At 67.7% G+C, this 20613-nt stretch carries 24 protein-coding genes; 11 read left to right on the plus strand and 13 right to left on the minus strand.

Going from position 1 to position 20613, the window contains the following annotated elements:
* Nucleotides 1–157: 157 nt before the first annotated feature.
* Nucleotides 158–1237, minus strand: a complete 1080-nt coding sequence (gene dinB / locus RT456_RS16620; RefSeq protein ID WP_313348166.1) for a DNA polymerase IV — start codon at nucleotides 1235–1237, stop codon at nucleotides 158–160.
* Between the two features lie 241 nt (nucleotides 1238–1478).
* Between dinB and fabA the strand changes: the two genes are divergently transcribed.
* Both fabA and fabB read left to right on the plus strand, forming a co-directional pair.
* Nucleotides 1479–1994: a 3-hydroxyacyl-[acyl-carrier-protein] dehydratase FabA gene (fabA, locus tag RT456_RS16625; protein ID WP_313348168.1), complete on the plus strand. Its 516-nt coding sequence runs from the start codon at nucleotides 1479–1481 to the stop codon at nucleotides 1992–1994.
* A complete protein-coding gene (gene fabB / locus RT456_RS16630) occupies nucleotides 1994–3202 on the plus strand; it encodes a beta-ketoacyl-ACP synthase I (RefSeq protein ID WP_313348170.1) in 1209 nt (402 codons plus the stop codon). Before fabA ends, fabB begins: the two co-directional genes overlap by 1 nt.
* Nucleotides 3203–3328: 126 nt before the next feature.
* On the opposite strand, the gene RT456_RS16635 is transcribed toward fabB, so the two are convergent.
* Genes RT456_RS16635 through RT456_RS16645 form a run of 3 tightly spaced genes read right to left on the minus strand, consistent with a single transcriptional unit; the run spans nucleotide 3329 to nucleotide 5852 of the window.
* Complete coding sequence (locus RT456_RS16635; RefSeq protein WP_313348172.1) at nucleotides 3329–4021, minus strand: HAD family phosphatase; 693 nt, start codon at nucleotides 4019–4021, stop codon at nucleotides 3329–3331.
* Nucleotides 4021–4737, minus strand: a complete 717-nt coding sequence (locus RT456_RS16640; protein ID WP_313348174.1) for a pseudouridine synthase — start codon at nucleotides 4735–4737, stop codon at nucleotides 4021–4023. Before RT456_RS16640 ends, RT456_RS16635 begins: the two co-directional genes overlap by 1 nt.
* Entirely contained in the window at nucleotides 4734–5852 is a 1119-nt protein-coding gene (locus RT456_RS16645; protein ID WP_313348176.1) for a class I SAM-dependent methyltransferase, read from the minus strand. The genes RT456_RS16640 and RT456_RS16645 overlap by 4 nt, the downstream gene beginning before the upstream one ends.
* A gap of 152 nt (nucleotides 5853–6004) precedes the next feature.
* Between RT456_RS16645 and RT456_RS16650 the strand changes: the two genes are divergently transcribed.
* On the plus strand, nucleotides 6005–6268 hold the full coding sequence (locus RT456_RS16650; protein ID WP_313348178.1) for a hypothetical protein: 264 nt from the start codon (nucleotides 6005–6007) through the stop codon (nucleotides 6266–6268).
* A 78-nt stretch (nucleotides 6269–6346) separates the two neighbouring features.
* Here RT456_RS16650 and RT456_RS16655 read toward each other — a convergent pair whose 3' ends face one another.
* Nucleotides 6347–6637 carry a DUF3247 family protein gene (locus RT456_RS16655; protein WP_313348180.1) on the minus strand — a complete coding sequence of 97 codons (291 nt, stop codon included), beginning with the start codon at nucleotides 6635–6637 and terminating at the stop codon, nucleotides 6347–6349.
* 131 nt (nucleotides 6638–6768) lie between these two features.
* Entirely contained in the window at nucleotides 6769–8727 is a 1959-nt protein-coding gene (locus RT456_RS16660) for an ATP-binding protein (protein ID WP_313348216.1), read from the minus strand.
* Between the two features lie 260 nt (nucleotides 8728–8987).
* On the opposite strand from RT456_RS16660, the gene RT456_RS16665 reads away from it, so the two are divergent.
* The gene (locus tag RT456_RS16665; protein WP_313348182.1) at nucleotides 8988–9548 is read left to right on the plus strand and encodes a DUF3016 domain-containing protein; all 561 of its coding nucleotides are present in this window, start codon (nucleotides 8988–8990) and stop codon (nucleotides 9546–9548) included.
* Here RT456_RS16665 and alr read toward each other — a convergent pair.
* Both alr and RT456_RS16675 read right to left on the minus strand, forming a co-directional pair.
* A complete protein-coding gene (gene alr, locus RT456_RS16670; protein ID WP_313348184.1) occupies nucleotides 9535–10611 on the minus strand; it encodes an alanine racemase in 1077 nt (358 codons plus the stop codon). The two genes, RT456_RS16665 and alr, sit on opposite strands and share 14 nt — an antisense overlap.
* The gene (locus RT456_RS16675; protein WP_313348186.1) at nucleotides 10590–11903 is read right to left on the minus strand and encodes a D-amino acid dehydrogenase; all 1314 of its coding nucleotides are present in this window, start codon (nucleotides 11901–11903) and stop codon (nucleotides 10590–10592) included. The genes alr and RT456_RS16675 overlap by 22 nt, the downstream gene beginning before the upstream one ends.
* Before the next feature lie 149 nt (nucleotides 11904–12052).
* Between RT456_RS16675 and RT456_RS16680 the strand changes: the two genes are divergently transcribed.
* Complete coding sequence (locus RT456_RS16680) at nucleotides 12053–12532, plus strand: Lrp/AsnC ligand binding domain-containing protein (protein WP_313348188.1); 480 nt, start codon at nucleotides 12053–12055, stop codon at nucleotides 12530–12532.
* A 61-nt stretch (nucleotides 12533–12593) separates the two neighbouring features.
* On the opposite strand, the gene RT456_RS16685 is transcribed toward RT456_RS16680, so the two are convergent.
* Both RT456_RS16685 and RT456_RS16690 read right to left on the minus strand, forming a co-directional pair.
* A complete protein-coding gene (locus tag RT456_RS16685; RefSeq protein ID WP_313348218.1) occupies nucleotides 12594–12758 on the minus strand; it encodes a lana protein in 165 nt (54 codons plus the stop codon).
* Between the two features lie 148 nt (nucleotides 12759–12906).
* A complete protein-coding gene (locus tag RT456_RS16690; RefSeq protein WP_313348190.1) occupies nucleotides 12907–13335 on the minus strand; it encodes a classical arabinogalactan protein 4 in 429 nt (142 codons plus the stop codon).
* 131 nt (nucleotides 13336–13466) lie between these two features.
* On the opposite strand from RT456_RS16690, the gene msrB reads away from it, so the two are divergent.
* The 5 genes from msrB to RT456_RS16715 all read left to right on the plus strand — a co-directional run bounded on the left by msrB (nucleotide 13467) and on the right by RT456_RS16715 (nucleotide 16803).
* A complete protein-coding gene (gene msrB / locus RT456_RS16695; RefSeq protein ID WP_313348192.1) occupies nucleotides 13467–13934 on the plus strand; it encodes a peptide-methionine (R)-S-oxide reductase MsrB in 468 nt (155 codons plus the stop codon).
* 137 nt (nucleotides 13935–14071) lie between these two features.
* A complete protein-coding gene (motA, locus tag RT456_RS16700; RefSeq protein ID WP_313348194.1) occupies nucleotides 14072–14926 on the plus strand; it encodes a flagellar motor stator protein MotA in 855 nt (284 codons plus the stop codon).
* A 9-nt stretch (nucleotides 14927–14935) separates the two neighbouring features.
* The gene (gene motB, locus RT456_RS16705; RefSeq protein ID WP_313348196.1) at nucleotides 14936–15922 is read left to right on the plus strand and encodes a flagellar motor protein MotB; all 987 of its coding nucleotides are present in this window, start codon (nucleotides 14936–14938) and stop codon (nucleotides 15920–15922) included.
* An 84-nt stretch (nucleotides 15923–16006) separates the two neighbouring features.
* Entirely contained in the window at nucleotides 16007–16513 is a 507-nt protein-coding gene (locus RT456_RS16710; RefSeq protein WP_313348198.1) for a hypothetical protein, read from the plus strand.
* A gap of 14 nt (nucleotides 16514–16527) precedes the next feature.
* A complete protein-coding gene (locus RT456_RS16715; protein ID WP_313348200.1) occupies nucleotides 16528–16803 on the plus strand; it encodes a DUF4031 domain-containing protein in 276 nt (91 codons plus the stop codon).
* Nucleotides 16804–16983: 180 nt separating this feature from the next.
* Here the strand turns inward: RT456_RS16715 and RT456_RS16720 are convergent, their stop codons facing one another.
* A complete protein-coding gene (locus tag RT456_RS16720; protein WP_313348202.1) occupies nucleotides 16984–17526 on the minus strand; it encodes a hypothetical protein in 543 nt (180 codons plus the stop codon).
* 136 nt (nucleotides 17527–17662) lie between these two features.
* On the opposite strand from RT456_RS16720, the gene RT456_RS16725 reads away from it, so the two are divergent.
* Nucleotides 17663–17914, plus strand: coding sequence for a DUF3297 family protein (locus RT456_RS16725; protein WP_313348204.1), 252 nt, complete (start codon nucleotides 17663–17665; stop codon nucleotides 17912–17914).
* 85 nt (nucleotides 17915–17999) lie between these two features.
* Here RT456_RS16725 and RT456_RS16730 read toward each other — a convergent pair whose 3' ends face one another.
* Together RT456_RS16730 and RT456_RS16735 are read right to left on the minus strand one after the other, a co-directional pair.
* Nucleotides 18000–19643 (minus strand): Na+/H+ antiporter, encoded by a 1644-nt coding sequence (locus RT456_RS16730; protein ID WP_313348206.1) that lies wholly within the window; start codon nucleotides 19641–19643, stop codon nucleotides 18000–18002.
* A gap of 149 nt (nucleotides 19644–19792) precedes the next feature.
* A complete protein-coding gene (locus RT456_RS16735; RefSeq protein WP_313348208.1) occupies nucleotides 19793–20587 on the minus strand; it encodes a class III extradiol ring-cleavage dioxygenase in 795 nt (264 codons plus the stop codon).
* Between the last annotated feature and the right edge of the window lie 26 nt (nucleotides 20588–20613).

Consider the following 20613-nt stretch of genomic DNA (forward strand, 5'->3'; position numbering starts at 1 on the left):
GCCACGCCCTGCGTGGCTGCGCGATGCCTGACCGTAGCGCCACGCCCTGCGTGGCCGCGCGATGCCTGACCGTAGAGCCACGCCCTGCGTGGCCGCGCGATGCCTGACCGTAGCGCAGCCACGCAGGGCGTGGCTCTACGTCCAATACGATCCGGCGTTACGTGTGTGGTTCGTCAAACAGCCCCATCTGGCTCACCGGTTCACGCTCGCGGAACCCGCCCAGGCCAACGCCCACCAGCCGGTAGCGCGTCTCCGACGGCAGCTCCACCCGCGCGCGCAACGCCAGCGCGATGTCGCGCAGCTCCTCCAGCGTATCCGGTGGCGACTCCGGCGTGAAACTGCGCGTGATGATCCGGAACTGCGACGTCTTCAACTTCAGTACCACCGTATGCCCCACCCGATCGGTCTTGCGCGTGGCATTCCAGGTCTTTGCCGCAAGCTCCACGATCGCCGCCTCCAGCGCGTCCAGCGGCAGATCCTCTGCGAATGTGTCTTCCGACGAAATCGACTGCACCGGCTGATCCGGCTCCACCGGGCGCTCATCGATCCCGCGTGCGCGCCGGTACAGGCTGGCACCGAAACTACCGAAACGCGTCTCCAGCAGCTCCAGCGGCAACGCACGCAGATCGCCCACCGTCGCGATGCCCAGGTCGGCCAGCTTCGCCTCCATCACTTTGCCCACGCCCGGCACCCGCTTCACCGGCAGCGGCGTGAGGAACTGCTCCACCCGGTGCGGTGGCACCACGAACTGCCCGTCCGGCTTGCGCCAGTCCGACGCGATCTTGGCCAGGAACTTGTTCGGCGCGATGCCCGCCGACGCCGTCAACTGCGTCTCGTCGCGGATCTGCGTGCGGATCACCGCCGCGATCTCGGTGGCCACCGTCATGCCCCCCTTGTGCACTGTCACGTCCAGGTACGCCTCGTCCAGCGACAGGGGCTCGACCAGGTCCGTGTGGCGCAGGAAGATTTCACGCACCTGCCGTGACACCGCCTTGTAGCGCACGAAATCCGGCGGCACGAACACCGCATTCGGGCACAGCCGCTCGGCACGCAGCGCCGGCATCGCCGAGCGGATGCCGAACACCCGCGCCTCGTAGGACGCCGCGCAGACCACCGACCGCGCCCCCTTCCAGGCCACCACCACCGGCTTGCCGCGCAGCGACGGATTGTCGCGCTGCTCCACCGACGCGTAGAACGCATCCATGTCGACGTGAATGATCTTGCGCAGTGCGGACAAGGCAGCAGACTCGGGCGGGCGCGGCGGATTCAGATGAACAAGATTACAGCCATACGCTTGAGCATGGTCTTTTCATAACAACAACATGCGTTTTTCAAGCTGAAAACACTACGCCAGCGTACGGTTAAAACGTTTGATTGAATCACTTTTACTCTGCACTCTTGGGCACTTTCAACAGCAACAATTCGCCGACCCACGGCCGGCGTCACCCGATGTCAACTTCTTCAGGATTGCGTTTTCCATGACTCGTATCAACGCGTTCTCGCGCGAACAGCTGCTGGCCAGTGCCCGCGGCGAGCTGTTCGGGCCGGGCAGCGGTCGCCTGCCCAACGATCCGATGCTGATGTTCGATCGCATCACCGACATCCGCGATGACGGCGGTCCACACGGCAAGGGAATGGTACGCGCGGAACTGGATATCCGCCCCGACCTGTGGTTCTTCGGCTGCCACTTCATCGGCGACCCGGTCATGCCCGGTTGCCTCGGACTGGATGCGATGTGGCAGCTCACCGGCTTCTACCTCACCTGGCTGGGTGCGCCCGGCCGTGGCCGCGCGCTCGGCTGCGGCGAAGTGAAGTTCACCGGCCAGGTGCTGCCCAGCGCCAAACTCGTCAGCTATGAAATCGACATCACCCGCGTGATCAACCGCAAGCTCGTCATGGCCCAGGCCGACGCGCGCATGCTGGTCGATGGCCGCGAAATCTATTCCGCCAAGGACCTGCGTGTAGGTCTGTTCACTTCCACCGAGAACTTCTGATGCGTCGCGTCGTCATTACCGGAATGGGCATTACTTCGTGCCTGGGCAACGATCTGGACACCGTGTCCTCCGCACTGCGTGAAGGCCGCGCCGGCATCCGTGCCCTGCCCGACCATGCCGAAGCCGGCCTGCGCAGCCATGTGGGCGGCAACATCGAACTGGACCTGGACGCGCAGATCGACCGCAAGCTCAAGCGCTTCATGAGCGATGCTTCCGCCTACGCCTACATCGCCATGCGCGACGCCATCGCCGATGCCGGCCTGGACGCGACGCAGGTTGCCAACCCGCGCACCGGCCTGATCGCCGGCTCCGGCGGCGGCTCCAGCCAGTGGCAGGTGGAATCGGCCGATATCCTGCGCGCGCGTGGCGTGCGCAAGGTCGGCCCGTACATGGTGCCGCGCACGATGTGTTCCACTGTTTCTGCCTGCCTGGCCACCGCGTTCCAGATCAAGGGCCTGAGCTATTCGCTGTCGGCTGCCTGCGCCACCTCGGCGCATTGCATCGGCGCGGCCGCGGACCTGATCCGCCACGGCGCGCAGGACGTGATGTTCGCCGGCGGCGGTGAAGACCTGCACTGGTCGATGAGCGTGATGTTCGATGCGATGGGCGCGCTGTCCACCCGCTTCAACGAGACCCCGGCCACGGCGTCGCGCCCGTATGACAAGGACCGCGACGGCTTCGTCATCGCCGGTGGCGGCGGCATGCTGGTGCTGGAGGATTACGACCACGCGGTGGCGCGTGGTGCGCGCATCTACGCCGAGCTGGTCGGCTACGGCGTCACCTCCGACGGTGCCGACATGGTTGCTCCGTCCGGCGAAGGTGCGGTGCGCTGCATGAACATGGCCATGCAGAATGTCACCGGCCCGATCGACTACCTCAACACGCATGGCACCTCGACCCCGCTGGGCGATGTCACCGAGCTGAAGGCGGTGCGCGAGGTGTTCGGCGAATCCATTCCGCCGCTGTCTTCGACCAAGGCGCTCTCGGGCCACTCGCTGGGTGCGGCCAGCGTGCATGAGGCAATTTACTGCCTGCTGATGATGCGCGATGGTTTCATGGCCGGCTCGGCCAACATCGGCGAACTCGATCCGGCGGTGGAAGGCTTCCCGATCGTGCGCGAGAGCAAGGAGGTGCAGTTGAACACCGTCATGTCCAACAGCTTCGGCTTCGGCGGCACCAATGCCGCGCTGGTGTTCGGGCGGGTGTGATCGCCTGCGGCGCGGACGAAAAAACCCGGCCATGTGCCGGGTTTTTTGTGGTGAACGGATGGGTTTGCGCGGATGGGTTCGCTGGCTGCGGTCGGCTCTACCCGGTCGGCTCTGCCGCGCGCGGTTTCATTCCACCTGTGCGCTTGGCAACAGCGGCACCAGCAACGCGTGCGCGTCGTCCAGGGACGCAACAATGCGGTGGCCCAGTGCGCGCAGCGCCTCGTCCGGGTGCACCAGGTCGGGTACCTGGATCGCGGTCATGCCCGCACTCACCGCAGCACGGATGCCGGCCGGTGAATCTTCCAGCGCCAGGCAGCGTGCCGGGTCCTTGCCCAGCTTCTGCGCCGCCAGCAGGTAGATGTCCGGTGCCGGCTTGGGATGGGCCACGTCGCTGCTGGTCACCACCACATCGAAGAACGGCAGCAGGCCGGTGGCCGCCAGCTTGCGCGAGGCGCGCGGTTGCCGGGTCGAGGTCGCCACCGCGCGTGGAATGGCGTGCGCCTGCAGCAGCTGCAGGATCGCCATGATGCCCGGGCGCAGCGGCAGGCCCTGCTGGGTGCGCGCCTCGTAGAGGTCGTGGCAGCGTGCGAACAGCGCGGCCACCTGGGCGGCATCGATGTGCTGCAGCAGCCGCTGCTCGCAGTCACGGTCGCCGAGCCCGACCATGCCCAGCCAGAAGTCGTCCGTGAACGGCAGCGACAGTTCCTGCGCCGCCTGTGACCAGCACGCCAGCGAAACACGCTCGCTGTCGATCATCAGGCCATCCATGTCGAAGATGACGGCGTCGGGCAGGAACGGCAGTGCGGCACCGGCGTTCATCAGGCGTCGGTCAGGTGGCCGGTGAACAGCGTGTCCAGGTCGGCGCTGTCGAGCATGCGCCACTCGCCTTCGCCCAGGCCGTCCAGCGACAGCCCGCCGATGCGGCTGCGGTGCAGCGCCTGCACGTGGTTGCCCACGGCAGCGAACATGCGCCGGGCCTGGTGGTAGCGGCCTTCGTGCAGCACCAGCTGTGCCTGGCGCGGCGACTGCACGTGCAGCTCGGCCGGCAGCAACGGCTTGTCGTCGGACTCCAGCAGCAGTGCGCCGCTGGCAAATCGCGCAGCCTCGTCACCGCGCAGGTCTTCGGCCAGGGTCACCTCGTAGGCCTTGTCCAGGCGCGACTTGGGCGACACGATCCGATGCAGCAGCGCACCGTCGTCGGTCATCAGCAGCAGGCCGCTGGTATCCCGGTCCAGCCGCCCCACCGACGACAGCAACGGCGACCGCTCGCGGAAGCGCGGCGGCAGCAGGTCGTAGATCAGCCGGCCCTTGTCCTTGGTGGAGCAGGTGTATTCGCGCGGTTTGTGCAGCATCAGGGTCAGCCCCTGCGGCGGGTCGAGCGGTTCGCCCTCGACCCGGATCGCCTCATGCGCCACCAGGTCGTCGGCATACAGCACCTCACCGTCGGCGTCGGTGACCAACCCCTCGCGGAACATCAGCTGGACCTGCTTGCGGCTGCCATAGCCCAGGTTGGCCAACAGCTTGACCAGCTTCATGGGCGACCCCCGCGGCCCCACTTCGGCTCGGTGCTCCGGGGAGCCCTGACGGGGGTGGCCGTCTTGCTGGCCTTGGTCGCCTCGATCAGCTTGAAGCCATCACGCTCGGCGGCCACGCGCACCTGGCCGAAGCTGTCGTTGAGGATCTGCTCGTAGGGCAGGTGGCGGTTGGCCACCAGCCACATCCGCCCACCCGGGCGCAGCGCCTGCGCGGCCACCGCGATGAAGCGCTGCCCGATGTCAGGGCGGTCGGCGCGCGACGGGGTGTGGAACGGCGGGTTGGTGACGATGAAGTCGTACTGCGCCTCGATGCCGGCGGTCACGTCCTGCCAGTGGTACGCCAGTGCGGCCGGCTTGCCCAGCGCGGCCAGGTTGTCGCGGGCCAGCGCCAGCGCGCGCCCTTCGGCTTCGTACAGGTCCAGCGCGGTCACGCCCGGGCAGCGCGCCAGCACTTCGGCCGACAGATAGCCGAACCCCGCGCCCAGATCGGCGCCGCGTCCGGCCAGGTCGGCCGGCAGCTGCTCGACCAGCAATGCCGATGCCGGATCGATGCGGTCCCAGGCGAAGATGCCGGGACGGCTCTGGAAACGCCCGCCCAGGATCGCGCGCGGCGCGTCCAGTGTGGACCAGCGCTGGGCCAGCGCGGCGTCGTGCTGACCGTTGAGCGGCGCGGTCCAGTACACCCGGCAGTGGTTCTTGGTCATCTTGCCGCCCAGCCCGGCCAACTGCTCCAGGTCGCCTTCGCCGGAGCGAGCGCCCTCGTTGTTGTGCTGGCAGGCCACCACGATGCCGCCCGGGGCGGCCAGCGCGAGAGCGCGGGCGAACAGCGCGCGGGCCTCTTCGCGCTGGCGCGGCGGCAGCACCAGCACCACGGCGTAACGCGTGCTGTCATCGGCCAGCTGCTGCTCGTCGCGGACGGTCCAGCCACTGGCTTCCAGCGCGTCGGCGAACGGGCGGAAGCTCTGCTCGCAGACCAGCTGGCCCGGCTGCGCGTGCTCGCGCAGCGGCCAGCCGTCGCGGGCGCGCAGGAACAGCACCGGCCCGGCGGGCCAGGACAGCGCACCGGAGAAGGGCAGGAACAGGGTTTCCAGGGGGGCGTCGTGCTGGGCAGCCATGCGGGGGGCACATCTTGAAAGAGGCGGCCATTCTACCGTCTCGGCCGATCGACCCTGTTCGTGTCGCGATTTCCGTTTATTCAACGTGTCCTTGATGCCATCGCAACATGCGGTCGGTCAGGGTGAAGGCTCATTCGGAACGGAGGTAGCTCATGCGCGCATTGTTCGTCGGTGGCGTGGTCGACAACAGCGAAATGGACCTGGAAACGGCGCAGCCGCCCGTGCACTACCCCGAAGACACCGGCGGTGGGCACTCCCGTTACCGGCTGCACCAGGTCGGCAAGCAGCCCGATGGCACCGTGGCCTATGCGGTATACGGCGCACCGGACATGGCCGATGAAGAAGTGGCCCGGGTGGCCGACGAGCGGGCGTATGCACGCCGTTTCGAGGCCGAGCCGGAAGTATTCACGCATTGATTGCCCGTGCCGGGCGGCGCCCGCCGGGTGTGACCAGCGCACTGCCGGGCCGCCCGCCCGGCAGTGCCTTGTGCGGCCTTATTCGATGGGCGGCAGCGACCGCACCGCGCGGATCCGGTCCAGCCACAGCACGTGCTGCTGGGCGGGCGTATCCAGGTCATCCAGGCGCAACTGGCCGTTGCTGCCCTCGTTCTCGTCCGCGTCGCGGTACTGCTGCACGGTCGGCTGCACGGCAACGGTGCCCAGCAGGCGGCTGCCGTCGTCCAGGGTGAGCTCGACCTGGGTCTGGCCCTTGAGCTGCGGCAGCAGCGCTTCGAGGGCGGCGATATCGGCCGGATCGGTGTGGATGGTGGGGGCGTAGCGGGACATGGGGTCTCCTTGGGTAGCATGGGGTACGGCAGCCACGCATGGCGTGGCTCTACGCGCCATCTGGCAGTGCCACGCCATGCGTGGCAATCGCATTCCGTAATGCCACGCCACGCATGGCAAACCCGCCGCTGTCACCGGCGTGCGGCAAGAACGCTGCGCACCGCCGACACCAGCTGGGCCACGGAATAGGGTTTGGCCACGTGCTCCTGGAAGCCCGACGCCAACGCCCGCTTGCGATCGTCCGCGCGGGCCAGGGCGGTGACCGCCACGGCCGGCAGGATGCGCTCGTCAACGCCGATGTCTTCGCGCAGGGTGCGCACCAGTCCATACCCGTCCATGCCGGGCATGCCGATGTCGGTCAGCAGCACGTCCACGCTTTCGTGCCCGCCCTGGTCCAGCAGTTCCAGCGCCTCGCCTGCCGATGCGGCGGCGGTCACCTGCGCGCCCTGCTCTTCCAGCAGCCGGCGCAGGTACTCGAGCACTTCCGGCTGGTCTTCGACCGCCATCAGGCGCAGGCCCTTCAACGGATACGGCTCGATCACCTGTTCGCTGATCGGGCCGCTGAACACCTCGCGCAGCGGTCGCCCGTCGGCCTGCGGCAGGTAGGCCGGCAGGCGCACGGTGAACGCCGCGCCGCGGCCCTGGCCCTCGCTGTTGGCGGTAACCTGGCCGCCATGCAGTTCCACCAGCTGCTGCACGATGGCCAGGCCCAGGCCCAGCCCGCCGTGGCGGCGGGTGGTGGTGCCGTCGGCCTGCCGGAAGCGGCTGAACAGATGGCGCAGGAATTCCGGGGCGATCCCATCGCCCGAGTCGGCCACGGTTACCGTCCAGTGGCTGCCGTCGGTATCGAGCGTGACCGCGATCGTGCCCGCCGCCGGGGTGAACTTGATGGCATTGGACAGCAGGTTCCACAGCACCTGCTGCAGGCGCGTGGCATCGCCCAGCACCAGGGCCGGGGCGTCGGGCATCACCAGGCTCACGTCCAGCGCCTTGCCCTCGGCCACCAGCTCCTGGGCGCGCATGGCCTCGGTCAGCTGCGCGCGCAGGTCCAGCACCTCCACTTCCAGCTGCACCTTGCCCAGCAGCATGCTGCTCAAATCCAGCATGTCCGAGATCAGCCGCTTCTGCGCCATCGCGCTGCTGGCGATCACGCCCAAGCCCTTGTACAGCGGGCTGGTCGCGTCCACCCGCTGCAGCAGCAGCTCGCTCCAGCCCAGGATGGTGGTGAGCGGCGTGCGCAGCTCGTGCGACAACGTAGCCAGGAATTCGTCCTTCAGCCGCGCCATGTTCTCGGCGGCACTGCGGGCCGCGCGTTCGGACTGCAGCAGTTCCTCGCGCGCCATTTCAATTTCGCGGCGCTCGGTCACGTCGGTACTGCTGCCGGCCAGGCCGATGAACCGGCCCATCCGCGAGAAACGCGGGCGGGCGTTCATTTCCAGCCAGCGCCATTCGCCGTCGGCACGCAGCCCGCGTACCAGCGCGTGCATGGACCGCTGCGCCTTCATGGCTTCCAGCAGCTCGTAATCGAACACCGACGCGTCGTCCGGATGCACCAGGCCGCGCCACACGTCTTCCGGAACGCGCTGCTCGTCGCCCCCGAAGAACTCGGTGAAGGCACTGTTGACGAAGCGGGCATGGCCGCGTTCGTCCAGCACCCACACCGGCATCGGCAGCCCGTCGGCCAGCGCGCTGAAGCGCGCCTCGCTCTCGGCCAGTTCCACTTCGATCTGTTTGCGGTTGGTGATGTCGAAGAACAGCACCGCCACCCGGCGTTCGTCCGGATCGCCCACGCGCATCGCTTCCACCGCGTACCAGCGGTTCAGCGCACGCGCTTCCAGCTCGAAACGTTGCGGCCGGCCGGTGGCGGCGATCTGACCGTAGATGCGGTACCACTCGTCCTCGTGCTCAGGCTGCAGCTCACTCATCAGGCGCCCGGAGGCGTCATGCAGACCGGTGTTGCGCTCGAAGGCCTCGTTGACCTCCAGGAAGCGGTAGTCGACGCCAACGCCGTCTTCGAGGATCACCTCGATGATGCAGAAGCCCGCGCTGAGACCTTCCAGCACGCTGCGGTGAAGGACAGGATCGGACACCGGAGCCGCGAAAGCGGTGCGTTCCAGGGTGGAGGCGGGCAGGCTGGGCAAGGGCGTCAAGTGGGGGCAACTGGCGGAGCGGAGGGACACAGCATCTTCCAGACCGCGTATTCGTAGCGTCAAGCACCCATTGCCCGCATTGATGTAGGTGAATTCATACCCACCCCGGATGATGCAGGCGCGGCGGGCCGATTGTCCCGTCTGGCGATACGGATCACACTGCGAGCCACCGCCCATCCCACCGCAGCCCTGGAGTCGTCATGAACCGCAAACCCTTGCTGGCTGGTGCTCTAAGCTGTCTGTTGCTGCTGGTTGGCAGCGTCTCCGCCGCCCCACGTACGGTCACCGATCCCAAGGCGCCCCGCGCGCTCACCGGCGAGAGCCCCGTGCAGGTGAAATGGACCGATCCGGCCCGGTTCACCGAGATCCGCGCCAGTTCCAACCGTTTCGAGGCCCAAAGCGGCAACTGGGTGCAGCAGCTCGCCGACTACCTGCGCCGCAGCGCCAGCAAGCGCCTGCCGCCCGGACAGACGCTGGAGGTGGAGATCACCGACATCAAGCGCGCCGGCGATTTCGAGCCACAGCACGGTCCGCGCACCAACGATATCCGGATCATGCGCGACATCTACCCGCCGCGGATCACCCTCAACTTCACCCTGCGCGATGCCAGCGGCGGCGTGGTCAGCCAGGGCGAAGAGAAGCTCATCGACATGAACTACCTGGGCAACACCGGCCTGCTGAGCAACAGCGACCCGCTGCGCTATGAGAAGCGCATGCTGGACGACTGGCTGCGCCGCCTGCTGCCGCCTACCCGCCGATGAGCTCACGTGCCACGCGCTTGACCGCACACGGCAGCTGATACGCGCTGACGTTGCACAGCGGGGCCAGCACGTCCAACCGCGGCGACTCGCCCCACAGCGTCACGGTGCTGCCCACCCCGGCCTGCGGCAGGTCGGTGAGGTCCACGGTCAGCATGTCCATCGACACCCGCCCGATCAGGTGACCGGGCTGGCCGTCGATCTGCACCGGGGTGCCGTTCGGGGCGAACTGCGGGTAGCCATCGGCATAGCCCAGCGCCACCACGCCCACGCGGGTGGGCCGCTCGGCGACGAAGCGCGCGCCGTAGCCCACCGGCTCACCGGCGGCGATCTCGCGGGTGGCGAAGATCTTCGACTGCATGGTCATCACCGGGCGCAGGCGCTCGGTGAAGGCGTTGTGCGCCTGAAGCGGGTTGGCGCCGTACAGCATCAGGCCCGGGCGCACCCAGTCGCTGCGCACCTTCGGCCAGCCCAGCAGCGCGGGGGAATTGCACAGGCTGGTTTCACCGGCCAGACCGTCAATGGCACTGGCAAACGTGGCGGCCTGCTCGCGGGTGCGCGGGCTGTCCAGCTCGTCGGCGCGTGACATGTGGCTCATCAGCACCATCGGCGCCACCTGCGGCAGCGCGGACAGGCGCGCGTGGGCCGTGCGGAAGTCGTCCGGGGACAGGCCAAGGCGATGCATGCCACTGTCCAGCTTCAGCCAGATCTGCAGCGTGGCGTCGGTCTGGAAGGCCGCCACCGCATCCACCTGCCACGGCGCGGCCACCGCGAACCACAGGTTGTGCTGCACGATCAGCGGCAGCTCGTCGGCGTCGAAGAAGCCTTCCAGCAGCAGGATCGGCGCGGCGATGCCGGCCTGGCGCAGTTCCAGCGCTTCTTCGATGCAGGCCACACCGAACGCGTCGGCCTCGCCCTCCAGCGCACGCGCGCACGCCACCGCACCGTGCCCGTAGGCATCGGCCTTGACGGCGGCCAGGGTCTTGCGGCCGCCACCCAGTTCACGTGCCAGGCGGAAGTTGGAGCGCAACGCGTCCAGGTCGATCAACGCGCGGGCTGGACGCATGGGGTGGTTTCACTGTGTTGGACGGAGGCGGCGTGGTGGCCGCCGTAACGGAAGATATCCAGGCCTTCGGTACTGATCTGCGGCTGGCGCGCACTCATCAGGTCGGCCAGGTAGCGGCCGGAGCCGCAGGCCATGGTCCAGCCCAGCGTACCGTGGCCGGTATTGAGGAACAGGTTGCTGTACGGCGTGGCGCCCACCACCGGCGTGCCGTCCGGCGTGGCCGGGCGCAGCCCGGTCCAGAACTCGGCGCGCGACAGATCGCCAGCGTGCGGGTACAGATCGCGCACCACCTTTTCCAGCGTGGCGCGGCGGCGCGGCGACAGCGACAGGTCGAACCCGCCCACCTCGGCCATGCCGCCCACGCGGATGCGGTCGTCGAAGCGGGTCACCGCCACCTTGTAGCTCTCGTCCAGGATGGTCGAGGTGGGCGCCATGTCCGGGCGGGTGATCGGCAGGGTCAGCGAATAGCCCTTGAGCGGGTACACCGGCAGCTGCATGCCCAGCGGGGCGACCAGCGACGGCGAGTAGCTGCCCAGCGCGACCACGTAGCGGTCGGCGGTTTCCACCTTGCCGTCGATGCGCACACCGGTGATGCGGTTGCCGCTGGTCTCCAGCCCGGCAATGTCCTGGTCGAAGCGGAACTCGACGCCGGCATCGATGGCCATCTGCGCGAGGCGACGGGTGAACAGCTGGCAGTCACCGGTCTGGTCGCGCGGCAACCGCAGCGCGCCGACCAGCGTATGGGCCACACCGGCCAGGGCGGGTTCGTGGGCAATGATGCCGTCGCGGTCCAGCACCTCGTACGGCACCCCGTACTGGGCCAGCACCTCGATGTCCTGCGCGGACGCATCGAGCTGCTGCTGGGTGCGGAACAACTGGGTGGTGCCCAGGTCGCGGCCCTCGAATTCGATCCCCGTCTGCGCGCGCAGCTCGTTCAGGCAGTCGCGGCTGTATTCGGACATGCGCACCATGCGCGCCTTGTTGATGGCGTAGCGCTCATGCGTGCAGTTGCGCAGCATCTGCGCCAGCCAGCGGTACTGGTGCCAGTCCAGGCCCGGGCGGATCGCCAGCGGGGCATGCTCGGCGAACAGCCACTTCACCGCCTTCAGCGGCACGCCGGGGGCGGCCCACGGCGAGGTATAGCCGAACGAGAGCTGGCCCGCATTGGCGAAACTGGTTTCCAGCGCCGGACCCGGCTGGCGGTCCACCACCGTGACTTCAAACCCCGCCTGCCGCAGGTACCAGGCACTGGTGGTGCCGATGACCCCACTGCCAAGGACTAGAACGCGCATGACACCTCTCCAACCCGATCATTCCCTGCACTGGAGCGTGCCGGGACCATAATTGCGGAAGTATATGCCGCCCAAACCAATCGTTTTTGCTGTTTTTTGCTCAACCGTCAGGGTATTGTCCTGCCAACCTACGCAACAGGCTGACGCAGATGGCCGTACGCACCCGCGAGCTGGACAAGATCGACCGCAAGATCCTGCGCATCCTGCAGGAAGAGGGCCGCATCTCCTTTACCGAACTGGGCGAGCGCGTGGGGCTGTCGACCACGCCCTGTACCGAGCGGGTGCGTCGTCTGGAACGCGACGGGGCCATCACCGGCTACTACGCCAAGCTCGACCCGCACTACCTCAAGGCCAGCCTGCTGGTGTTCGTGGAGATCAGCCTGGCGTACAAGTCCGGCGACATCTTCGAGGAATTCCGCCGGGCCGCGCTGAAGCTGCCCAACGTATTGGAATGCCACCTGGTCTCGGGCGACTTCGATTACCTGCTCAAGGCGCGCATCAGCGAGATGGCGTCCTACCGCAAGCTGCTTGGCAGCACCCTGCTGACCCTGCCGCACGTGCGCGAGTCCAAGAGCTACATCGTGATGGAAGAGGTCAAGGAAACCCTGACCCTGCCGATCCCGGACTGATCCCCCATGCAAAAAGGCGGCGCGCTTGCGCGCACCGCCTGTTGAGCTGCCGACCAGCGCATCAGCGCTGCTGTTTCTGGTCCTGTTGGCGCTGGTCCTGCTGTTTGCCACCCTTCTGGTTCTGCTGATCCCACTGCTGCTGGTCCTGCTGGCCAGGCTTCTGGTTCTGCTGACCCTGCTGTTCCTGCGGCATCTTGCCGGGAGTGCGGTTCTGCTGATTTGCCATGGTTGCTCTTCTCGTAAAACCTTGGGGATGCGCGGTCTTGCGGCGCACGTACAGGGTCTTGGAAATGCGGTTAATCGCGGGCGAAATTGCAGTGAGCTGGCGCGTTGACTCAGCTGACTGCGCGGCGCGGTTGTGCAACGTTCATGCGTCAGGGCTTGATCCGCTGCCCATCGCCGCTCGGAACCGCGTCGTAGTAGCGGCCGGTGCGCGTATCGAGCACGCGGTTGGGGCCGGCCTGCTTCATGCCCGGCACGATCCGTCCGTGGCGATCGTAGATCTTCGGCGGTGCGGTGGTTGCCGGGGGTGCGGGCGGCTGCACCTGCGCCGGGCCCTGGCTCTGGATGGGGTGGGTGCGCAGCTGCTGCGCGGTCTGCGCCGGCGTCTTCACCGGGGCCATGCGCCCGGACAGGCTGTCGGCCGGTGCCGGGCGCACCGGGGTGGGCAGCGGCGTCTGGGTGGGCGCAGGGCGGGTCACGGGGCGGGTGTCGGTGGGATTTCGCGGCGCGGCGACCTGCGCCACGGCGCCCAGCGGCACCAGTACCAGCAGCGACAGGCCAAGCCAGGAAACACGTTTCATGATGGGCAGGCTCACGGCGGGAACAGGCATTCACCCTGCGCCTGCCCGCGTGTCAGCACCATGAACACCCGCAGCGCTTGCCCACAGCGGCTGCCGCCCCCATTTCTGCGCTACCCCCACGAGGACCGCCCATGACCGCTTTCGACCTCTCCCCGCCCAGCGACGCCCAGCGCCAGGCGCTGATTGCCGGGCTCAGCGCGGACGAGCAGCGCGTGCTCCTGCACCACGGCACCGAGGCCCCGTTCTGCGGGGTGTTCCTGGACAACAAGCAGGACGGCGTCTACGGCTGCCGGCTGTGCGGCCTGCCGCTGTTCCGCTCCAGCACCAAGTTCGACTCCGGCACGGGCTGGCCCAGCTTCTTCGCCCCGTTCGATCCGGCCCATGTGCGTGAGATCCGTGACAGCAGTCACGGCATGATCCGTACCGAAATCGTTTGCGCCCGGTGTGACAGCCATCTCGGCCATGTGTTCCCGGACGGCCCGCCGCCGACCCACGAGCGGCACTGCCTGAACTCGATCTCGCTGTCGTTCACGGCCAATGGCGAGGCCTATCCGGACCCGCTGCAGCGTGGCGGTGCCGAGGCGCAGCCGGCGGGTTGAGCTTGCCCGGTGGAGGTGTGCCCACCGTGGGTGGGTACACTTTTCCACGCAAAAGTGTGACGTCGAACGAACGCCACCCTTCAGGAAACCGGTGACGGGGCCGACATGGAGATATCCCCCTCCTCCGCGCCCGCCCCATGCTCATCATTGTTGGCTTCGTCATCGTCATCCTCAGCGTGCTCGGCGGCTACGTCGGCGCGCACGGCAAGCTGGGCGCCCTGTGGCAGCCCTACGAGCTGGTCATCATCGGCGGCGCGGCACTGGGCGCGTTCCTGGTCGGCACCCCGCTCAAGACGGTCAAACAGACCCTGCAGGCCACCGTGGGGGTGTTCAAGGGCCCGCGTTACAAGCAGCAGGACTACATCGACGTCCTGAGCCTGCTCTATGAACTGCTCAACAAGGCCCGCCGCGAAGGCTTCATGGCGCTGGAAGAGCATGTCGAGCGCCCGGCCGACAGCAGCATTTTCGCCAACTACCCCAAGGTCCAGGCCGACCACCACCTGGTCGACTTCATGACCGACTGCCTGCGCCTGATGATCGGCAGCAACATCGAGCCGCACGAGCTGGAACCGCTGCTGGAGATGGAACTGGAGAAGCACCACGCCGAGGCGATGCAGCCTTCGGCCGTGCTCAACAAGGTCTCCGACGGCCTGCCCGGCTTCGGCATCGTGGCGGCGGTGCTGGGGATCGTGATCACCATGGGCTCGATCGGCGGCGAGATCACCGAAGTGGGCGCCCACGTCGCTGGCGCGCTGGTCGGCACCTTCCTGGGCATCCTGCTCGCTTACGGCTTCGTCAGCCCGCTGGCGGCGGCCGTGGAAGCGCGCGCCGAACAGGACAGCCGCATCTACGAATCGGTGAAGACCGCCCTGCTGGCCTGCCTGCGCGGCTACAACCCGAAGATCGCGCTGGAATTCGCCCGCAAGACCCTGCCGTCCAACGTGCGCCCGGGCTTCAGCGCGTTCGAACAGCACCTCAAGACGGTCAAGTAAGGCACCACCATGGCCGAGAACAAACCCACCGTCATCGTCCGCCGGGTCAAGAAGGCCGGCCACGCCGCGCATCACGGCGGTGCCTGGAAGGTGGCGTATGCCGACTTCGTGACCGCCATGATGGCGTTCTTCCTGGTGCTGTGGCTGATGGCGGCCACCACCAAGCCCGAGCGCGCGTCCATTTCCGAGTACTTCCGCAATCCCAGCCCGCTCAGCGGGCAGAGCCCCACGCCCGCCCCGGGCATGGCCGGCCCGGGCGGCGCCAGCACCTCGATGATCAAACTGGGCGGCGCCACCGATGTCTCGCGTGGCAACAGCAACGACCCCTTCCAGAACCAGCAGGCCGAACGCCCGGTGCCGCAGCAGGATGAGCGCGAGCGCGAGAAGAAACAGCTGGAAGTGCTGAAGCAGGAACTGGAAGAAGCCATCAGCAAGAGCCAGGCGCTGGAGCCGTTCAAGGACCAGCTGCTGCTGGACCTCACCCCGGAAGGCCTGCGCATCCAGATCGTGGACAAGCAGAACCGGCCGATGTTCGACATGGGCAGCGCCGCGCTCAAGCCGTACACGCGCGAGATCCTTCGCGAGCTGTCGCAGTTCATCAACCACGTGCCGAACCGGATCAGCATCACCGGCCATACCGACACCACCGCCTACAACGCCGCCCACGGCTACAGCAACTGGGAACTGAGCGCCGACCGCGCCAATGCCGCCCGGCGTGCCCTGCTGGACGGCGGCATGGCCGACGACAAGGTCACCCGCGTGGTGGGCCTGTCCTCGTCGGTGCTGTTCGACAAGACCCAGCCGGACAACCCGATCAACCGCCGCATCAGCATCGTGGTGATGACCAAGGCCGCCGAAGCCGCCGCCCTGGCCGGCTCCGGCCAGCAGGTGGCCCTGTCGCCGACCGTGCAGGACGCCGATATCCAGGCCACCCAGGGCGCCCCGGCCCTGCCGGTGCTTGCGCCGGCGGCCGCGCCACCGTCCGCCTCGCCCTGAGGTGGATGGGTTTCGTTGATTCCGTGGAGCCGGCCAGCGGCCGGCATTAGAATGGCGGTCTTTCCCCTCCAATAGACCGAGTCCATGTCCAAGCAGTCCAAGGCCAAGCGCGACAAGCGCAAGAAGCTCCAGCCCAAGCGCCCGATCAACCGCCTCAACGCCCAGCAGCCGGTGCAGAACCATGCCGTGCTGACCAACGAAGAAGGCCAGGTCGTGGCCGCGATCGGCCTGCAGGGCACCGAATGGCTGCTGGCCATCGGCGGCCAGACGATGGGCAACGCCGACAACCCGATCCCGATGCTGGCGATGCTCAAGCACCTGTCCAACGTGCAGGAAAAGGAAGGCCGCAAGGTCACCCTGGAATACTCGACCCAGCTGCAGCAGCTGATCGACGACCTGGCCGCTGACGAAGGCACGACCGCCGACGAATACCTGGCCAACCTGGTTTCCGAATTCGAAGGCGTGGAAGGCGAAGAAGGCGACGACGCCGATGCGGATGGCGTGGCGGAAGACGCCCCGGTTGCCGACGAAGCCGCTGCCGCCGACGGCGACGCTGCCCAGGCCGCCAGCGACGACAAGCCGCAGGCCTGAGCCACGGCCACCCGGTGACGGTCTATATCGACGATGCGGTACACCCCTGGCGCGGCGAGCGCTGGGCGCATCTGATGGCCGACACCCTGCCCGAGCTGCACGCCATGGCGGCGCAGCTCGGGATTCCACGGCGGGCATTCCAGAACCGCCGCAGCGGCGCCCACTACGACGTGCCCGCCCCACTCCGCCTGCAGGCCATCGCCTTGGGCGCACGCGCCATTTCCCGTCACACCGACCGGGCGCTGGTCAAAGCCGTGATTGCCAATGCCAGGGCGCAGTACCTGCCGTAGGGCACCGACGCGGGTCGACGGGGTAGAGCTGACTGGGTAGAGCTGACTGTTAGTCAGCTGCTCTCCGCGCCAACATCAACGGCAGCGGACTAACAGTCCGCTCTACCGGCAACGACGGAACCGGCAACGACAAAGCCGGCAACGACGAAACCGGTAGCTACGAACAGAGGCCACCAAACGTCAGAACGGGTCCGACCCTGGTCGCACTTCCACGCCCAGCAGCGAACACAGCGCCAACATGGCGTCGTCGTCGCGGCTCAGCGCCATCCAGCCGGCCAGACCGCCGTTGCCGGTGTCCACGCTCCACAGCGAATAGTTGTGTTCGCGCAGGCGGTCGTAGCCGGTGGCCATCAGCATCGGCGCATCCACGCCGGCGGCGAAGTCCTCATCGTCCAGGTCGCCACCCCAGTCCAGCTGCAGGTTCCAGCGCGCGGCCAGCTCGTTCACGGCCGACATCAGCGCATCGGCATCGCCGCGGTCCACCTCGAACCCGGACTGCCAGGCAATGGCCGTCATCAACGGCGGCAGCCAGTCGGCTTCTTCGTCGATCTCCTCGCCGTTCTCCAGCACCGCCTCCCGCCAGCGGTTGAACTGCTGCAGGCCCAGCTCTTCATCGCCCGGGTTGATGAGCACGAACAGGTTCCAGATCCGCGCCTCGAAGTCTTCTTCGTCGAAGTCGCGCTCTTCTTCTTCGAAGTCGAAATAATCACTGTTGTCGGGCATGACCGGTATTCCTGGAGACAGGCAGGCATTCTGCCGTGCGCGGGCGTTGGCAGGAAGCGAAATTCGGCCGTGGCACCCGTACGGTTTATCCTGTACGCCTGAAGACGGCCGTGGTGGCCGTCAGCATCCGGCACCCATGAGCGATACCCCTCCTGACCACCTGGCGATCAACCCGGCCAGTCCCTTCCACGATGCCGCTGCGCTGGAGCGCGGGGTAGGCATCCGCTTCAACGATGTCGAGCGCGACAACGTCGAGGAATACTCGGTCAGCGAAGGCTGGGTCCGGGTCCAGGCCGGCAAGGCCCGCGATCGCCGCGGCAACCCGATGACCATCAAGATCAAGGGCACCGTGGTGGCGTATTACCTGGATCAGAAACCCTCGGCCTGATCGCAGGCCGACGGCGTAGCGCCACGCCCTGCGTGGCTTCGCGGTGCGGGACGGAAACGCAGCCACGCAAGGCGTGGCTCTACCGTCAATCCCGTTGCCGCGTCTCGAGCAGGTCCAGATTGCGGATCAGCTTGCGTGAGATCTCGTCGGAGATCCGGCCGCGCCGGGTCAGGCGGAACAACTCCTCGCGCTCGGCAGTCAGCCCGGCGGTACGCAGCTGGCGGTAGCCCTGTTCCATGCGCCGCACCTTCTCCGGGTCGGCGTCGGGGCCCTGCTCCTTCTCCAGGTTGCGCTGGTACAGCAGGCTCACCCGTGACGCCGCATCGTTGTACAGCTGCACGTTGTCGGTGGTCTGGTGCTGCACCAGCTGCTGGCGCATGCGCTCCACCCCGGCCAGCGCCGCCTTGGCGGCCAGCCGGCGGGCAAGGTCCTCTTCCTTGCGCTCGCCCGAGTCGGCCGGCAGTTCCAGGCCCTTGAGCAGGCGCGGCAGCGCCACGCTGGCGCCTACCAGCGAAATCAGGATCACCGCCGCCGCTAGGAAGATCACCAGGTCACGCGCCGGGAAGGCGCTGCCATCGGGCAGGAACAGCGGCAGGGTCAACACGCCCGCCAGCGTGATCGCGCCGCGCACGCCGGCCAGCGACGTCGCCACCACGATCCGCCACGAGGTGCCGGGCCGCGCTTCACCACGATGCCGCGCGCGCAGCACGCTCCAGCGCAGCGACAGCCATACCCAGGCCAGGCGCAGCAGCACCAGCGCCAGGTTGATCACCACCACGTACACCAGCAGCCACCACGCGCTGTGGTGGCCGCTTTCGCTGACCGTGGTCATCGCCCGGTCCACGATGCCGGGCAGCTGCTCGCCGAGCAGCACGAACATGATGCCGTTGAAACTGAACTGCAGCATGTTCCACACCGCCGTACGCTGCACGCGCATGCTGCCCGAGACGCGGCCGGTGAGCTCCACGTAACTCATGGTGATGCCGGCGGCCACCGCCGAGAGGATGCCCGAGGCATTGGCCTCTTCGGCCAGCAGGTAGGCCGCGAACGGAATCAGCAGGTTGACCAGCAGCGCTGCACCGGGTTCTTCACCGAAGCGCCGCCACAACCAGCGCTGGAAGGTGGACACGCCCAGCGTGACCGCCACGCCGATGGCCAGGCCGGCCACCGCCACCCACAGGAAGGTCATCGACGCGGTGGCCAGCGAGAAGCTGCCGGTCATCACCGCCGCGACCGCGAAGCGGAAGCAGACCAGGCCGGAGGCATCGTTCAACAGCGACTCGCCTTCCAGGATGTGCATCAGCCGCTTCGGAATGGGCGCCCGCGAGGCGATCGAGCTGACCGCCACCGGATCGGTCGGCGAGATGATCGCCGCCAGCGCGAAGGCCACCGCCAGCGGCATCACCGGAATCATCCAGTGGATCAGCAGGCCCGCGCCGATCACGGTGAACACCACCAACCCGAACGCCAGTTCCAGGATCACGCCTTTGTCGCGGAACAGGCCCTGTTTGGGAATGCGCCAGCCGTCGAGGAACAGCAGCGGCGGCAGGAACAGCAGGAAGAACATCTCCGGTTCCAGCGCGTGTCCGCGGTTGAATACACCGGCGATGACCGCACCCAGCCCGATCTGCACCAACGGCAGCGGCAGCGACAACGGCAGTACGCGGACCAGATAGCCGCTGGCGACTACGGCCACCAACATCGCCAGGACGACTTCAATCGTATGCATGCATTTTCCAGAGAGCCTGGAAAAAAATTACCACACCCATCCCACAACGCGAACGACAGGCAGCGCAGCGGCTCAGTCCACGGACAGCCGCAGCGTCGCAGCGCGCGCCCTGCGCCAAGCAGCTGGATGCCCCGCTGGGCGCAGCACGCTCATGCTGCCGCGCCGTCGAAGCGGTAGATGTCCATCGCCAGCATGCCCGCGTCGATACCCGCATCGATGCGCTGCGCGCCCAGCACATCGCCACCGGCCGCACCCAGTGCGAAATGCAGTGGCTGCAGGTGTTCGTCAGTGGGGTGCGCGCGCTCGGCGTAGGGCGCCTGGCGGCGGTAGTCCAGCAATGCGGCGCTGTCGTCGGCGCGCAGGCGCTGTTCCACCCACTCGATGAAGGGGCGCACGTAGGGCGCTTCGCCGCCGCGCTGGTACTCGCGGAAGTCGTGCAGGTTGTGGGTGATGCTGCCCGATCCGACCAGCAGCACGCCCTGGTCGCGCAGCGGCGCCAGCGCGCGGCCCAGCGCGAACTGGTGCGCAGGGCCGAGCAGCGGCTGCAGGGCCACCGGCACCACCGGGATGTCGGCCTGCGGGTACAGCAGCCGCAGCGGCACCCACGCGCCATGGTCGAGCCCGCGCGCGGGGTCCAACGCCGCCGGCAGGCCAGCGTCGGCCAGCCGCTGGGCGACCTCGGCGGCCAGGGCAGGATCGCCGGGCGCGGGGTACTGCAGGTCGAACAACGCCTGCGGGAAGCCGCCGAAGTCATGGATCGTCGGCGGCTGCGGGTGCGCCCCCACCACCGGCTGGCGGGTCAGCCAGTGCGCCGAGGCCATCACGATGGCCCGCGGGCGCGGCAGCTGCGCGGCCAGTTCGGCCAGGCGCACGCCGACCTGCCCTGGCTGCAGCGCCGTCATGGGCGAACCGTGGGAGATGTACAGCGAAGGCAGGCGGGACATGGCGCAACTCCAGGCAGGAAGGCGGA

This window comes from Stenotrophomonas sp. (assembly GCF_032099025.1).
Classification (GTDB): Bacteria; Pseudomonadota; Gammaproteobacteria; order Xanthomonadales; family Xanthomonadaceae; genus Stenotrophomonas.

What these genes read in the sequence shown, in the direction of transcription:
- RT456_RS16655 (WP_313348180.1), bottom strand. Translation starts at nt 6,637, where the DNA reads ATGTCCCGCTACGCCCCCACCATCCACACCGATCCGGCCGATATCGCC.
- alr (WP_313348184.1), bottom strand. Translation starts at nt 10,611, where the DNA reads ATGCGTCCAGCCCGCGCGTTGATCGACCTGGACGCGTTGCGCTCCAAC.
- RT456_RS16720 (WP_313348202.1), bottom strand. Translation starts at nt 17,526, where the DNA reads ATGCCCGACAACAGTGATTATTTCGACTTCGAAGAAGAAGAGCGCGAC.
- motA (WP_313348194.1), top strand. Translation starts at nt 14,072, where the DNA reads ATGCTCATCATTGTTGGCTTCGTCATCGTCATCCTCAGCGTGCTCGGC.
- RT456_RS16650 (WP_313348178.1), top strand. Translation starts at nt 6,005, where the DNA reads ATGCGCGCATTGTTCGTCGGTGGCGTGGTCGACAACAGCGAAATGGAC.
- RT456_RS16690 (WP_313348190.1), bottom strand. Translation starts at nt 13,335, where the DNA reads ATGAAACGTGTTTCCTGGCTTGGCCTGTCGCTGCTGGTACTGGTGCCG.
- RT456_RS16675 (WP_313348186.1), bottom strand. Translation starts at nt 11,903, where the DNA reads ATGCGCGTTCTAGTCCTTGGCAGTGGGGTCATCGGCACCACCAGTGCC.
- motB (WP_313348196.1), top strand. Translation starts at nt 14,936, where the DNA reads ATGGCCGAGAACAAACCCACCGTCATCGTCCGCCGGGTCAAGAAGGCC.
- RT456_RS16645 (WP_313348176.1), bottom strand. Translation starts at nt 5,852, where the DNA reads ATGGCTGCCCAGCACGACGCCCCCCTGGAAACCCTGTTCCTGCCCTTC.
- RT456_RS16730 (WP_313348206.1), bottom strand. Translation starts at nt 19,643, where the DNA reads ATGCATACGATTGAAGTCGTCCTGGCGATGTTGGTGGCCGTAGTCGCC.
- RT456_RS16665 (WP_313348182.1), top strand. Translation starts at nt 8,988, where the DNA reads ATGAACCGCAAACCCTTGCTGGCTGGTGCTCTAAGCTGTCTGTTGCTG.
- RT456_RS16680 (WP_313348188.1), top strand. Translation starts at nt 12,053, where the DNA reads ATGGCCGTACGCACCCGCGAGCTGGACAAGATCGACCGCAAGATCCTG.
- RT456_RS16735 (WP_313348208.1), bottom strand. Translation starts at nt 20,587, where the DNA reads ATGTCCCGCCTGCCTTCGCTGTACATCTCCCACGGTTCGCCCATGACG.
- RT456_RS16635 (WP_313348172.1), bottom strand. Translation starts at nt 4,021, where the DNA reads ATGAACGCCGGTGCCGCACTGCCGTTCCTGCCCGACGCCGTCATCTTC.
- RT456_RS16725 (WP_313348204.1), top strand. Translation starts at nt 17,663, where the DNA reads ATGAGCGATACCCCTCCTGACCACCTGGCGATCAACCCGGCCAGTCCC.
- fabA (WP_313348168.1), top strand. Translation starts at nt 1,479, where the DNA reads ATGACTCGTATCAACGCGTTCTCGCGCGAACAGCTGCTGGCCAGTGCC.
- msrB (WP_313348192.1), top strand. Translation starts at nt 13,467, where the DNA reads ATGACCGCTTTCGACCTCTCCCCGCCCAGCGACGCCCAGCGCCAGGCG.
- fabB (WP_313348170.1), top strand. Translation starts at nt 1,994, where the DNA reads ATGCGTCGCGTCGTCATTACCGGAATGGGCATTACTTCGTGCCTGGGC.
- RT456_RS16685 (WP_313348218.1), bottom strand. Translation starts at nt 12,758, where the DNA reads ATGGCAAATCAGCAGAACCGCACTCCCGGCAAGATGCCGCAGGAACAG.
- RT456_RS16640 (WP_313348174.1), bottom strand. Translation starts at nt 4,737, where the DNA reads ATGAAGCTGGTCAAGCTGTTGGCCAACCTGGGCTATGGCAGCCGCAAG.
- RT456_RS16710 (WP_313348198.1), top strand. Translation starts at nt 16,007, where the DNA reads ATGTCCAAGCAGTCCAAGGCCAAGCGCGACAAGCGCAAGAAGCTCCAG.